General features: G+C 65.3%; 12 protein-coding genes. 4 read left to right on the top strand and 8 right to left on the bottom strand.

What is annotated here, in order from left to right:
- The 4 genes from PM1_RS07285 to fdxA all read left to right on the top strand — a co-directional run bounded on the left by PM1_RS07285 (nt 1) and on the right by fdxA (nt 4,426).
- Entirely contained in the window at nt 1-198 is a 198-nt protein-coding gene (locus PM1_RS07285; RefSeq protein WP_009616712.1) for a hypothetical protein, read from the top strand.
- Nucleotides 195-1,457: a site-specific integrase gene (locus tag PM1_RS07280; RefSeq protein ID WP_009616710.1), complete on the top strand. Its 1,263-nt coding sequence runs from the start codon at nt 195-197 to the stop codon at nt 1,455-1,457. Before PM1_RS07285 ends, PM1_RS07280 begins: the two co-directional genes overlap by 4 nt.
- Complete coding sequence (gene mutS / locus PM1_RS07275) at nt 1,457-4,036, top strand: DNA mismatch repair protein MutS (protein ID WP_009616708.1); 2,580 nt, start codon at nt 1,457-1,459, stop codon at nt 4,034-4,036. Before PM1_RS07280 ends, mutS begins: the two co-directional genes overlap by 1 nt.
- A gap of 66 nt (nt 4,037-4,102) precedes the next feature.
- Nucleotides 4,103-4,426, top strand: coding sequence for a ferredoxin FdxA (gene fdxA, locus PM1_RS07270; protein WP_009616706.1), 324 nt, complete (start codon nt 4,103-4,105; stop codon nt 4,424-4,426).
- Nucleotides 4,427-5,394: 968 nt separating this feature from the next.
- On the opposite strand, the gene rpoS is transcribed toward fdxA, so the two are convergent.
- The 8 genes from rpoS to PM1_RS07230 form a co-directional block, all read right to left on the bottom strand.
- On the bottom strand, nt 5,395-6,396 hold the full coding sequence (gene rpoS / locus PM1_RS07265; protein ID WP_009616703.1) for an RNA polymerase sigma factor RpoS: 1,002 nt from the start codon (nt 6,394-6,396) through the stop codon (nt 5,395-5,397).
- A gap of 95 nt (nt 6,397-6,491) precedes the next feature.
- Nucleotides 6,492-7,370, bottom strand: a complete 879-nt coding sequence (locus PM1_RS07260; protein WP_052059035.1) for a peptidoglycan DD-metalloendopeptidase family protein — start codon at nt 7,368-7,370, stop codon at nt 6,492-6,494.
- Between the two features lie 66 nt (nt 7,371-7,436).
- Nucleotides 7,437-8,072, bottom strand: a complete 636-nt coding sequence (locus PM1_RS07255) for a protein-L-isoaspartate(D-aspartate) O-methyltransferase (protein WP_099049128.1) — start codon at nt 8,070-8,072, stop codon at nt 7,437-7,439.
- Nucleotides 8,073-8,094: 22 nt separating this feature from the next.
- A complete protein-coding gene (gene surE / locus PM1_RS07250; RefSeq protein WP_009616696.1) occupies nt 8,095-8,853 on the bottom strand; it encodes a 5'/3'-nucleotidase SurE in 759 nt (252 codons plus the stop codon).
- Nucleotides 8,841-9,899, bottom strand: a complete 1,059-nt coding sequence (gene truD / locus PM1_RS07245; protein WP_009616694.1) for a tRNA pseudouridine(13) synthase TruD — start codon at nt 9,897-9,899, stop codon at nt 8,841-8,843. The genes surE and truD overlap by 13 nt, the downstream gene beginning before the upstream one ends.
- A complete protein-coding gene (gene ispF / locus PM1_RS07240; RefSeq protein ID WP_009616692.1) occupies nt 9,896-10,369 on the bottom strand; it encodes a 2-C-methyl-D-erythritol 2,4-cyclodiphosphate synthase in 474 nt (157 codons plus the stop codon). The genes truD and ispF overlap by 4 nt, the downstream gene beginning before the upstream one ends.
- Nucleotides 10,370-10,425: 56 nt before the next feature.
- A complete protein-coding gene (fghA, locus tag PM1_RS07235) occupies nt 10,426-11,262 on the bottom strand; it encodes an S-formylglutathione hydrolase (RefSeq protein ID WP_009616690.1) in 837 nt (278 codons plus the stop codon).
- Nucleotides 11,263-11,676: 414 nt separating this feature from the next.
- On the bottom strand, nt 11,677-12,789 hold the full coding sequence (locus PM1_RS07230; protein ID WP_009616688.1) for an S-(hydroxymethyl)glutathione dehydrogenase/class III alcohol dehydrogenase: 1,113 nt from the start codon (nt 12,787-12,789) through the stop codon (nt 11,677-11,679).
- Nucleotides 12,790-12,965 lie beyond the last annotated feature (176 nt).

The raw sequence follows: 12,965 nt of genomic DNA, 5'->3' as shown, positions 1-12,965 counted from the left end.
ATGAACAGTCCACGATGGGTGCTCATCAAAAGAGCATCCGAGCTCACCGGTTATTCCGAAGACGCCATCCGCCACAAGGTCAAGAATGGAACTTGGGCTCAAGGCCGAATCTGGCGCAAAGGCCACGATGGGCGAATCTTCATCAACATTGAGGAGGTAGACAAGTGGGTGGAGAGCGCTCCGCAGGACGCGGCATGATGACGAAACTGGATATGCCTGAAGGCATTGAGATTCACGGAAAGTCCCTGCGTATCTCGTTCACATGGCGCCGCAATCGTTATCGCGAAACCCTATCCCTGCCGGTGACCAAGGCCAACATCAAGTTCGCCGTCAGGAAACGGGAGGCCGTTCTCCACGATATTGGCCAGGGCACCTTCGATTATGCCAAGCACTTCCCTGACTCGAAGCATGCCAAGAACGTCAGCCGGACACGCGATGAGCGACTCAAGGTCTTGGCCGCCCGTTACAAGCCGCTCAAGGCGGTTGACATTACCCATGAGACCGAGCGCCGCTACGGCCTGGCCCTGGATATCTGCATCGACCTGCTGGGGCCGGAACGGTATGCCAGCATCCTTCTCTCGGAAGACATCCAGCGCCTGCGCGTCGACCTGCTGGCCGGCCGACAGCTGACGACGGTCAACCATTACCTGGCGGCGCTGGCCGGCTTCCTGGCCTGGTGCGAAAAAAATGAGTACTGCCGGCCGGGGCTGGCAGAGGAATGCAGCCGCTTCGAGGTCAGCGACAGAACGCCCGATCCGCTGAACTACTCGGAATATGAACTGGTGAAGACGAAGGGCTGCCTGCATCCTGCGGACGGGGCATCGATCACACTCGCCGTCTATTCCGGCCTGCGGCCTGGGGAGCTTTGCGGGGTTGCAAGGGAAGACATCGACCTGGAAAGCGGAAAACTCGAAGTGCGGCGCTCGATCACGAACAGCGGAACCTTCAAGGTCCCCAAGACAGGGAAGGCGCGAACGATACTCCTGCTCCCGCCCGCGCTGGAGGCCTGCCGGATCCTGCTCGACATTCCCAGCCCGGCTCCGCAGCACGAAGTCACGGTTCAGATCAACCGGCACGAATCGAGAGTGGACACCGTCACCCCGCTGATTTCACCGCTGCTGCAGGCCAAGCGGAAGAAAGTGAACCCCTGGTTCAGGCCCACATCCTGGAACTCGAAGTGGCACAACATCCAGCGCCGCGCCGGTATTCGCCCTCGCCGGCCCTACCAGACGCGCCACACCTACGCCTGCTGGTGCCTGACCGCGCATGGTAACCTTGCGTTTATCGCCAAACAGATGGGGCATAAGGATTTCACGATGCTGGTGAAAGTTTATGCGGCCTGGATGGATGACGAGTCGCCCAGCGAGCTAAACCGCATCTGGAAGGGCATGCAGAACATCCACAAAATTGCCCCAATGCTGCCCCACAAACTAGAGACCGTAAGCGTAACTACTTGATGCAGCACGAAAAAATAGATTTATCCGCGCATACTCCAATGATGCAGCAATACTGGAAGCTGAAGAGACAGCATCCGGAACAACTGCTGTTCTACCGCATGGGCGACTTCTACGAGCTGTTCTACGAGGACGCCAAGAAGGCCGCCAAGCTGCTCGACATCACCCTCACCACCCGCGGCCAGTCCGCCGGCACGCCGATTCCCATGGCCGGCATCCCCTTCCACGCCGTGGAGGGCTACCTGGCCAAGCTGGTCAAGCTGGGCGAGTCGGTGGCCATCTGCGAACAGATCGGCGACCCGGCCACCAGCAAGGGCCCGGTGGAACGCCAGGTGGTGCGCATCATTACCCCCGGCACGGTCAGCGACGAGGCGCTGCTCGACGAGCGCCGCGACAACCTGCTGGCCGCCCTGCTGGGCGACGAGCGGTTGTTCGGCCTGGCGGTGCTGGACATCACCAGCGGCCGCTTCAGCGTCCAGGAAATCCGCGGCTGGGAAACCCTGCTGGCCGAGCTGGAGCGCCTGAACCCCGCGGAACTGCTGATCCCCGACGACTGGCCCGCCGGCCTGCCGGCGGAGAAGCGCCGTGGTGTGCGGCGTCGTGCGCCCTGGGACTTCGACCGCGACTCGGCGTTCAAGAGCCTCTGCCAGCAATTCGCCACCCAGGACCTGAAGGGCTTCGGCTGCCAGGACCTGACCCTGGCCATCGGCGCCGCCGGCTGCCTGCTGGCCTACGCCAAGGAAACCCAGCGCACCGCCCTGCCGCACCTGCGCAGCCTGCGCCACGAGCGCCTGGACGACACCGTCATCCTCGACGGCGCCAGTCGCCGCAACCTGGAGCTGGACACCAACCTCTCCGGCGGCCGCGACAACACCCTGCAATCGGTGGTGGACCGCTGCCAGACCGCCATGGGCAGCCGCCTGCTGACGCGCTGGCTGAACCGCCCGCTACGCGACCGCGCCGTACTGGAGGCCCGCCAGGAATCCATCGCCTGCCTGCTGGAACGCTACCGTTTCGAGAACCTTCAGCCACAGCTGAAGGAAATCGGTGACGTCGAGCGCATCCTCGCCCGTATCGGTCTGCGCAACGCCCGCCCGCGCGACCTGGCGCGCCTGCGCGACGCCCTGGCCGCTCTGCCGGAGCTGCAACGCGGCATGACCGAGCTGGAAGCTCCGCACCTGGGCGAACTGGCCGCCAGCATCCGCACCTACCCGGAACTGGCCGACCTGCTGGCGCGCGCGATCATCGACAACCCGCCGGCGGTGATCCGCGACGGCGGCGTCATCAAGCGCGGCTACGACGCCGAGCTGGACGAACTGCAGACACTCAGCGAGAACGCCGGCCAGTACCTGATGGACCTGGAGATCCGCGAGAAGGAACGCACCGGGCTGTCGGGTCTGAAGGTCGGCTACAACCGCATCCATGGCTACTACATCGAGCTGCCGCGCATGCAGGCCGAGCAGGCGCCGGCCGATTACCAGCGGCGCCAGACGCTGAAGGGCGCCGAACGCTTCATCACCCCGGAGCTGAAGGCCTTCGAGGACAAGGCGCTGTCCGCCCAGAGCCGCGCCCTGGCCCGCGAGAAGCAGCTCTACGAGGAACTGGTGGAACTGCTGATCGCCCAGTTGGCGCCGCTGCAGGACACCGCCGCCGCCCTGGCCGAACTGGACGTGCTGGCGAACCTGGCCGAGCGCGCGCTGAACCTCGACCTGAACCGCCCGCGCTTCGTCGAGGAGTCGGGCATCCTCATCGAGCAGGGCCGCCACCCGGTGGTGGAGCAGGTGCTGGACACGCCCTTCGTGGCCAACGACCTGAAGCTCGACGAAGACACCCGCATGCTGGTGATTACCGGCCCGAACATGGGCGGTAAATCCACCTACATGCGGCAAACGGCGCTGATCGTGCTGCTGGCGCACATCGGTAGCTTCGTCCCGGCGGCGCGCTGCGAGCTGTCGCTGGTAGACCGCATCTTCACCCGTATCGGCTCGTCCGACGACCTCGCCGGCGGCCGATCCACCTTCATGGTGGAGATGAGCGAAACCGCCAACATCCTGCACAACGCCACCGACCGCAGCCTGGTGCTGATGGACGAAGTGGGCCGCGGCACCAGCACCTTCGACGGCCTGTCGCTGGCCTGGTCCGCCGCCGAGCACCTGGCGCACCTGCGCGCCTTCACCCTGTTCGCCACCCACTATTTCGAGCTGACCGTGCTGCCGGAAAGCGAACCGGTGGTGGCCAACGTGCACCTGAACGCCACCGAGCACAACGAGCGCATCGTCTTCCTGCACCACGTGCTGCCCGGCCCGGCGAGCCAGAGCTACGGCCTGGCGGTGGCGCAACTGGCCGGCGTGCCCGGCCCGGTGATCCTGCGCGCCCGCGAGCACCTGGCGCGCCTGGAAACCACCAGCCTGCCCCACGAGGCGCCGCGCCAGGAGGCCGGCCAGCCCGCCGCGCCGATGCAGAGCGACCTGTTCGCCAGCCTGCCGCACCCGCTGATCGACGAGCTTGCACGCATCAAACCCGATGACCTGACACCGCGCCAGGCGCTCGATTTGTTATATGCATGGAAGACGCGAATCTGACGGACAGCGGAACAAGCTGCTAGAATCGCGCGCGCTTAGCCGCCCGCCTGAGGAGAGAATTAGAAAATGACCTTCGTCGTCACCGACAACTGCATCAAGTGCAAATACACCGACTGCGTGGAAGTCTGCCCGGTGGACTGCTTCTACGAAGGCCCGAACTTCCTGGTGATTCACCCGGATGAGTGCATCGACTGCGCCCTGTGCGAACCGGAATGCCCGGCACAGGCGATCTTCTCCGAGGACGAGGTCCCGGAGAACATGCAGGAGTTCATCGAGCTGAACAAGGATCTGGCCGAGGTCTGGCCGAACATCACCGAGAAGAAGGACCCGTTGCCGGATGCGGAAGAGTGGGACGGCGTCGCCGACAAGCTCAAGCACCTGGAGCGCTGATCGCTTCCTCCAAGCTCCAAGGCCCGCCTCGCGCGGGCCTTGTGCCATCTGTGACGGCACTTTTTCGCGGGCGAAAAAAAGGGGCGGGATGGCCCGCCCTTTTTTCCCTACCCCATCATCCTGATGAATCGCATCCCGCGACGTCCTGACCGGCATCCCTGTCGGCCTGCGTCATTCCCTGTACGCAAGAGTGATATTAGCTTTCCGTACAAAAGCGGCAAGCGGCTGCGGGTCGCACCCCGGTAGGGCCAGGATTAGCGCAGTCGAAAATAAAGCCCTTTAAATTCAATTGCTTATTTATAAAAACTGAAGAAAAGGGCCCCTTGCCGGCAAACCGAATCGTCAAAGGCTCACAGCACGTGTAAGCGATGGCTTACAAAACCAAACTCAAAAACTGCTGTCTCGCCTGGTTCGAGCGGCCGGGGAGTCCGCTCCTACCGCACGAGCGAGCATGGCTTTTCGTAGGATGGTGTTGAGCGAAGCGATACCCATCAGCGCAACCGCATGGGTTTCGCAAGCTCGAAGCTCGGGCGTAGGAGCAACTGTCTGCGTCGAGGTGCGTAGGATGGGTTGAGCTTGCGAAACCCATCGGGCCATGGTGATGGGTATCGCTTCGCTCAACCCATCCTACGGGGCTTTCCTGGAACTGTAGGAGCGGATCTCATCCGCGAACCGCGCCGGAACATCCGGTCATCGCGGACAAGGTCCGCTCCTACGGGGGAGGAATGCCGTGCTTCCCGGCTACCTGTATGTCCGCGATTGGATACACCGACCACGCCGGACGCCCCGGTGGCACGAAAGGCCCCCTCTCCCGCTTGCGGGAGAGGGTTGGGGAGAGGGCGCTCTTGGAACCCGGCACAACAACCATCGGCAAACCCCATTCGCGGCAAGGCCCGCTCCCACAATTGGCACAGGCGAAAAAAAGCCCGGCAACCAACGCTCCGGGCTTTTTCGTTACGGGCGGCGCCTTACTGGAACAGCGCGTCACTCGACAGGCCGTTCTTCTCCAGGATCTCCCGCAGACGCTTGAGCGCCTCGACCTGGATCTGCCGCACCCGCTCGCGGGTCAGGCCGATTTCCTGGCCGACCTCTTCCAGGGTGCTGCTTTCGTGGCCGCGCAGGCCGAAGCGGCGGATCACCACCTCGCGCTGCTTGTCGGTCAACTCGGACAGCCACTGGTCGATGCTCTGACTCAGGTCGTCATCCTGCAGCAGTTCGCAGGGGTCGGTGGGACGATCGTCGGTCAGGGTGTCGAGCAGCGTCTTGTCCGAATCCGGGCCGAGGGACACATCCACCGAAGTCACCCGCTCGTTGAGGCCGAGCATGCGCTTGACCTCGTCGACCGGCTTCTCCAGCAGGTTGGCGATTTCCTCGGGGGACGGCTCGTGGTCCAGCTTGTGCGTCAGCTCGCGGGCCGCGCGCAGGTAGACGTTGAGTTCCTTGACCACGTGGATCGGCAGGCGGATGGTGCGGGTCTGGTTCATGATGGCCCGTTCGATGGTCTGGCGAATCCACCACGTCGCATAGGTGGAGAAGCGGAAACCCCGTTCCGGATCGAACTTCTCCACCGCCCGGATCAACCCCAGGTTGCCCTCCTCGATCAGGTCGAGCAGGGACAGGCCGCGGTTGACGTAGCGTCGGGCGATCTTCACCACCAGGCGCAGGTTGCTTTCGATCATGCGCCGACGCCCGGCGGGATCGCCCCTTTGCGCGAGCCGCGCGAAGTGGACCTCCTCCTCGGGAGTCAGCAGTGGGGAAAAACCGATTTCGTTGAGGTAGAGCTGCGTGGCATCCAGCGCCCGGCTGTAATCGATGTGCTTGTGCTGCTTCGATGACAGCGAACTGGCCTTGCCGGTGACCTGAAGTGAGACCTGCTCTTCGGCAAGTGACTCGTCGAATGTGATGGCGGGCTCCAGCAACAGCAGCTCGTCATCCACGTCAAACTCCGGCCCTTCTTTTTTGAGTGCCATGTCGTTATCCCTTGCTGAGTTCGACAACAAGCCCGGACGAATCCATATCCTTGGGACGTCCAAGCCCGCTCACCCACGCGGGATGCGGCGGTCGATCAACGAGGTGGCAGGTATTGCAAGGGGTCCACGGGTTTGCCCTGACGGCGAATCTCGAAGTGCAGCTTCACCCGGTCCGTGCCCGTGGAGCCCATCTCGGCAATGCTCTGCCCGACTTTGACCTGTTGCCCTTCCCGAACGAGCAGCCTGCGGTTGTGGCCGTAGGCACTCACGTAGGTATCGCTGTGCTTGATGATCACGAGTTCGCCGTAGCCCCGCAAACCACTACCGGCGTACACAACCGTGCCATTCGACGCAGCCAGGACAGGCTGGCCCAATTGCCCGGCTATATCAATCCCTTTATTCAAACTCCCGTTTGATGCAAAGCGGCCTATCAAAGTGCCACTGGTCGGCCACATCCAGCCCTCCACGCCCTTGCCGGAAGCCTGCGAAGGGGCAGTGCTGGCGGGGGGTGTCGAATTGCTGACGGTAGCCGCGGGAGCGGGCTTGGCCGGTGCCGGAGAACCGGCGGCGGGCTTGCCGACCACCACCGGCGCGACGGACGGTGTGGTTTTGGCGACGACGGGCTGTGCCGAGGTGCTGGAGCCGGCACCGCCGAAGCGGATGGCCTGCCCCGGGCGGATGGTGTAGGGCGGCGGGATGTTGTTGTGCGCGGCCAGGGCCTTCCAGTCCCAGCCGTAGCGGAAGGCGATCGAGTACAGGGTGTCGCCGCGGCGCACCACGTACTGCCCGCTGGTGGTCGCCGGCGTGCGATCGGCCTGGTTGCGGTCGACCACCTTGACCTTGCCCCCGGAGGAGGATGCGCAGGCCGCGAGCAGGGAACAGAATGCTGCCGCCAGCAGCATGCGCACGCCGCTCCGAATCCAGATCCATTGTTTCTGGGCCGCGATAGGGCTCACCCCTTCCCCCTTATCCATCGAATATGTGCCCGGCATCTCGCCGTTATGCTCCCCCTGGCTGCGCGACGGCGCTCCCGCCGCCGCTCAGCCCAGGGGGCCGTTGAGCAGGGGAACGAAGCGCACCGAATCCAGCACGCGCCGGTCGAATCCGTCGCCGGTGCGCTCGATCAGCATCAGTTGCTGCACTTCGCCGCTACCCACCGGGATCACCAGGCGCCCGCCCGGCGCCAGCTGGTCGAGCAGCGCCTGCGGGACCTCGGCGGCTGCCGCGGTGACGATGATACCGTTGTACGGTGCCAGCGCCGACCAGCCTTCCCAGCCATCCCCCCAGCGAAAGACAACATTTCTCAGGTTTAGCTCCGCAAGGCGCTCCTTGGCGCGGTCCTGCAGGGCCTGAATCCGCTCGACGGAGAACACCCGCTCGACCAGTTGCGCCAGCACCGCGGTCTGGTAGCCGGAGCCGGTGCCGATCTCCAGCACCTTGTCCAGGGGGCCGGCGGCCAGCAGCAGCTCGGTCATCCGCGCCACCATGAAGGGTTGCGAGATGGTCTGATTGTGGCCGATGGGCAGCGCGGTGTCCTCGTAGGCGCGGTGCGACAGCGCCTCGTCGACGAACAGGTGGCGCGGCGTGCGGCGGATCACCTCGAGCACCCGGGCGTTGGACAGGCCTTCCTCGTACAGGCGCTGGATCAGCCGTTCGCGGGTGCGCTGGGAGGTCATGCCGATGCCGCGGCGACTCAGTTCATCGGCCATGGTCCAGCCCTCCGATCCAGTCCTGCAGTCCATTGAACGCCTCGCGGAAGGTTCGGTCCAGTTGCAGCGGCGTGACCGAGACATAGCCCTGCATCACCGCATGGAAGTCAGTGCCCTCGCCGCCGTCCTCGACGTCGCCCGCCGCCGCGATCCAGTAGCCTTCGCGCCCGCGCGGGTTGACCACCTTGACCGGCGCCGCGGCGCGCTTGCGGTGGCCCAGGCGGGTCAGCTGGACGCCGCGGATGCGCTCCAGCGGCAGGTTCGGGATGTTGACGTTGAGCACGGTGCGCGGCGGCAGTTCGAGCTGCTCGTGCGCCAGCACCAGCAGGCGCGCGAAATGCATGGCGGTATAGAGGTTGTCCGGCTGGCGCGAGAGCAGCGAGAAGGCGAACGCCGGCCGTTCCAGGAAACGGCCCTCGATGGCGGCGGCCACGGTGCCGGAATAGAGCACGTCATCGCCCAGGTTGGCGCCCAGGTTGATACCCGAGACGACCATGTCCGGCAAGGTGTCCAGCAGGCCGTTGAGGCCCAGGTGCACGCAGTCGGTCGGCGTACCGTCGACGCCGATGAATCCATTGCTCAGGCGCTGCGCGTGCAGCGGCCGGTCCAGGGTCAGCGAGCTGCTGGCGCCGCTGCGGTCCTGTTCGGGAGCGACCACCACGCATTCGGCATGTTCGCTCAGCGCGTCGTAAAGCGCGGCGATACCGGGTGCGTTCACCCCATCGTCGTTGGCAATCAGTATGCGCATGGGTTTTCCGTCTGCCCTGCCGGTACCAGCTCGACCAGCTCGCGCACGACGACGGTGGCGAAGCAGCCTGCCGGCAGGACGAATTCCAGTTGCAGAATGTCAGGGGCCGGATAATGCCATGCCAGGGCCTGGATGGGGAGGCGCAGGATGCGCCGTTCGTGCGCCAGGTCAGCATTGCCCAGCCACTGGCAAAGCGCCACCTCGGCGGCGCCCACGGCATTTTCCAGCTCGCCGCTGGCGCCGCCGGCCGGCGAGGCGCCCTTGCCCCAGAGCGGTCCGGTGGGGTGCAGGTCGAGTTCGGCCAGGCGCGGGTCGGCGCATTCCGCCTCGCCCGCCGGGAAGAAACTGCGGCTGTCGGTAAAGGCCAGCAGGTCGCCGACCTGGGCGCGGTTCCAGCTACCGTCCGTCACCCGCCGCGCCAGCACCTGGTTGAACAGGTAGCTGCGCCCGGCGGAGAGCAGTCGTGAGCGCAGGTTGCGCTGCTCCGGCAGGATGCCGCGCTCGGCACAGCTGCGGGCGTCCACGACGTTGCCGCCGTCGAAGCCGAAGCGCTGGCTGCCGAAATAGTTGGGCACGCCCGCGGCGGCGATACGTCGCAGCCGCTCGTCGAGCGCCTGGTGCTCGCCTTGCAGTTGCGTCAGGCGCAGGGTGAAGCCGTTGGCCGCGTGGGCGCCACGCTGCAGCTTGCGCTGGTGGCGGGTGCGCTTGAGGATGCGCAGGGCGTCGTCCTCGGCCGCGGCCAGGTCAGGGTCGGCCTTGCCCGGCAGGTGCAGGCTGAACCACTGGCGCGTCAGGGCCTGGCGATCCTTGAGCCCGGCATAGCTGATCAGCCGTTGCGACACCCCGGCCGCGCGGGCCAGGCGGCGCGCGGCCTCCTCGGTGTTCAGCCCGCGCTTCTCCACCCATAGCCAGAGGTGTTCGCCTTCGCCGGACAGCGGGATGTCCAGCACCTCGTCGACCTGGAAGTCCTCGGCCACCGCCTTGAGCACCGCCTGCCCGCAGGGTTCGCCATGGGCGCGCGGGCCCAGCAGCTCCAGCTCGGTCATGGACGGACCAGCAGGGCGACGGCGTGCACCGCGATGCCTTCCTCGCGCCCGGTGAAGCCGAGCTTCTCGGTGGTGGTGGCCTTGACGTTGACCTGTTCGAGGTCGACCTGCAGGTCCTCGGCGATGCTGCCGCGCATGGCTTCGATGTGCGGCGCCATCTTCGGCGCCTGGGCGATGATGGTGGCGTCGACGTTGCCGATCACGTAGCCCTTCCCGTGCACCAGGGCCACCACGTGGCGCAGCAGCGCGCGGCTGTCGGCGCCCTTGAAACGCGGGTCGGTATCGGGGAAGTGCTTGCCGATGTCCCCCAGGGCGCAGGCGCCGAGCAGCGCGTCGCTCAGCGCGTGCAGCAGCACGTCGCCGTCGGAGTGGGCGACGAGCCCGAACTTGTGGGGGATGCGCACGCCGCCGAGGGTGATGAAGTCGCCCTCGCCGAAGCGGTGTACGTCGTAGCCATGGCCGATACGCATAGAAAAACGCCCTGAGTCAGTCAGGGCGTCGATTCTACCGGAAAGCCGCGACGCCTTCAGGACAGCGCCCGCGCGTGGTGGCGCAGGTGGTCGTCGATGAAGCTGGCGATAAAGTAGTAGCTGTGGTCGTAGCCCGGTTGCAGGCGCAGCTCCAGCGGGTGCCCCGCCGCTTCCGCCGCCTGGCGCAGGGCCTCGGGCTTGAGCTGGGTGGCGAGGAAGTCGTCGCGCTCGCCCTGGTCGACCAGGATCGGCAGGCGCTCGCTCGCGCCGGCCAGCAGTTCGCAGGCGTCCCACTCGGCCCAGGCGCTGCGGTCTTCGCCCAGGTAACGGCCAAAGGCCTTCTGCCCCCAGGGGCAGTCGCTGGGATGAGCGATGGGCGCGAAGGCCGACAGCGACTGGTAGCGCCCCGGGTTGCGCAGCGCGCAGACCAGCGCGCCGTGGCCACCCATGGAGTGCCCGGCGATGCCGCGGCGGCTGGATACCGGGAAGTTATCCTCGATCAGCGCCGGCAGCTCGTGCACCACGTAGTCGTGCATGCGGTAGTTGCGCGCCCAGGGTTCCTGGGTGGCGTTGAGGTAGAAGCCGGCGCCCAGGCCGAAGTCCCAGGCGCCCTCCGGGTCGCCCGGCACGTCCGCGCCGCGCGGGCTGGTGTCCGGCGTCACTATCACCAGGCCCAGTTCGGCGGCCAGGCGCTGGGCGCCGGCCTTCTGCATGAAGTTCTCGTCGGTGCAGGTCAGCCCCGACAGCCAGTAGAGCACCGGCAGTCCGGCCTCGGGCTCGGCCTGGGGCGGCAGGTAGATGGCGAACACCATGTCGCAGCCGAGCGCCTGGGAACGGTGGCGGTAGCGCTGGTGCCAGCCGCCGAAGCTCTTGGTGCTGGAGACGATTTCCATAAAAAGCTCCGTGTAAAGACGAGGAAAGCGCTGGAGGCTGGACGAAAAAGCGCTACGTATAGCCTTCAGCCTCCAGCGCTCCCGTCGGCTTTTCAGTAATGGATGACCAAGTGGATGCTCTTGCCTTCGTGCATCAGGTCGAAGGCCTCGTTGATTCCCATAAAAAGCTCCGTGTAAGGACGAGGAAAGCGCTGGAGGCTGGACGAAAAAGCGCTACGTCTAGCCTTTAGCCTCCAGCGCTCTCGTCGGCTTTTCAGTAATGGATGACCAAGTGGATGCTCTTGCCTTCGTGCATCAGGTCAAAGGCCTCGACGATTTCCATAAAAAGCTCCGTGTAAGGACGAGGAAAGCGCTGGAGGCTGGACGAAAAAGCGCTACGTATAGCCTTCAGCCTCCAGCGCTCTCGTCGGCTTTTCAGTAATGGATGACCGAGCGGATGCTCTTGCCTTCGTGCATCAGGTCGAAGGCCTCGTTGATCTTGTCCAGGCCCATGGTGTGGGTGATGAAGGTGTCCAGCGGGATTTCGCCCTTCTGTGCCTTCTCCACGTAGCTGGGCAGCTCGGTGCGGCCGCGCACGCCGCCAAACGCCGAACCGCGCCAGACGCGCCCGGTGACCAGCTGGAACGGCCGGGTGCTGATCTCCTGGCCGGCGCCGGCGACGCCGATGATGGTCGACTCGCCCCAGCCCTTGTGGCAGCACTCCAGCGCCGCGCGCATCAGCTGCACGTTGCCGACGCACTCGAAGGAGTAGTCCACGCCGCCGTCGGTCATCTCGACGATGACCTCCTGGATCGGCTTCTGGTGGTCCTTCGGATTGACGAAGTCGGTGGCGCCCAGTTCCCTGGCGATGTCGAACTTGGCCGGGTTGATGTCGACGGCGATGATCCGCGAGGCCTTGGCCATCTTGGCGCCGATGATGGCCGCAAGGCCGATGCCGCCCAGACCGAAGATGGCCACGGTGGCGCCCTCTTCCACCTTGGCGGTGTTGAGCACGGCGCCGATGCCGGTGGTCACGCCGCAGCCGAGCAGGCAGACCTTCTCCAGCGGGGCGTCCTTGGGAATCTTGGCCAGGGAGATTTCCGGCAGCACGGTGTATTCGGAGAAGGTCGAGCAGCCCATGTAGTGGTAGATCGGCTGGCCGTTGTAGGAGAAGCGGCTGGTGCCGTCGGGCATCAGGCCCTTGCCCTGGGTGGCGCGCACGGCCTGGCAGAGATTGGTCTTGCCGGATTTGCAGAACTTGCACTCGCGGCATTCGGCGGTGTACAGCGGGATCACGTGGTCGCCGACCTGCAGCGAGGTCACGCCCTCGCCCACCGCTTCGACGATGCCGCCACCCTCGTGGCCGAGGATGCACGGGAAGACGCCTTCGGAATCCTCGCCGGACAGGGTGTAGGCGTCGGTGTGGCAGACCCCGGTGGCGACGATGCGTACCAGCACCTCGCCCTTCTTCGGCGGCGCCACGTCCACCTCGACCACCTGCAGCGGCTGGTTGGGGGCGAAGGCGACGGCGGCACGGGACTTGATCATCTCGGAACTCCTGGCGGGTTGATGCATGGGGCTTCCGTCTTCTGGGCGGAAGCGGCCGGCGATGGAGGCCGGCGGAAACCGGGTGGCCCGGCGCAAAGCGCAGGGCACAGCCTTGAAAGTGTAGAAAAGTGCCTGGAAAGAAATAATCAGGCAATAATCAAAACTTTATTGCCATA

It is taken from the genome of Pseudomonas sp. M1, assembly GCF_022760135.1.
GTDB lineage: Bacteria > Pseudomonadota > Gammaproteobacteria > Pseudomonadales > Pseudomonadaceae > Pseudomonas > Pseudomonas citronellolis.
The sequence above is the reverse complement of the archived record's forward strand: the minus strand, read 5'-3'. Positions and strand labels throughout refer to the sequence as shown.

Coding starts and splice junctions, on each gene's coding strand:
- PM1_RS07280 (WP_009616710.1), top strand. CDS start 195: ATGATGACGAAACTGGATATGCCTGAAGGCATTGAGATTCACGGAAAG.
- PM1_RS07255 (WP_099049128.1), bottom strand. CDS start 8,072: ATGACCTCCCAGCGCACCCGCGAACGGCTGATCCAGCGCCTGTACGAG.
- mutS (WP_009616708.1), top strand. CDS start 1,457: ATGCAGCACGAAAAAATAGATTTATCCGCGCATACTCCAATGATGCAG.
- truD (WP_009616694.1), bottom strand. CDS start 9,899: ATGACCGAGCTGGAGCTGCTGGGCCCGCGCGCCCATGGCGAACCCTGC.
- fghA (WP_009616690.1), bottom strand. CDS start 11,262: ATGGAAATCGTCTCCAGCACCAAGAGCTTCGGCGGCTGGCACCAGCGC.
- rpoS (WP_009616703.1), bottom strand. CDS start 6,396: ATGGCACTCAAAAAAGAAGGGCCGGAGTTTGACGTGGATGACGAGCTG.
- surE (WP_009616696.1), bottom strand. CDS start 8,853: ATGCGCATACTGATTGCCAACGACGATGGGGTGAACGCACCCGGTATC.
- PM1_RS07260 (WP_052059035.1), bottom strand. CDS start 7,370: ATGGATAAGGGGGAAGGGGTGAGCCCTATCGCGGCCCAGAAACAATGG.
- PM1_RS07230 (WP_009616688.1), bottom strand. CDS start 12,789: ATGATCAAGTCCCGTGCCGCCGTCGCCTTCGCCCCCAACCAGCCGCTG.
- ispF (WP_009616692.1), bottom strand. CDS start 10,369: ATGCGTATCGGCCATGGCTACGACGTACACCGCTTCGGCGAGGGCGAC.
- PM1_RS07285 (WP_009616712.1), top strand. CDS start 1: ATGAACAGTCCACGATGGGTGCTCATCAAAAGAGCATCCGAGCTCACC.
- fdxA (WP_009616706.1), top strand. CDS start 4,103: ATGACCTTCGTCGTCACCGACAACTGCATCAAGTGCAAATACACCGAC.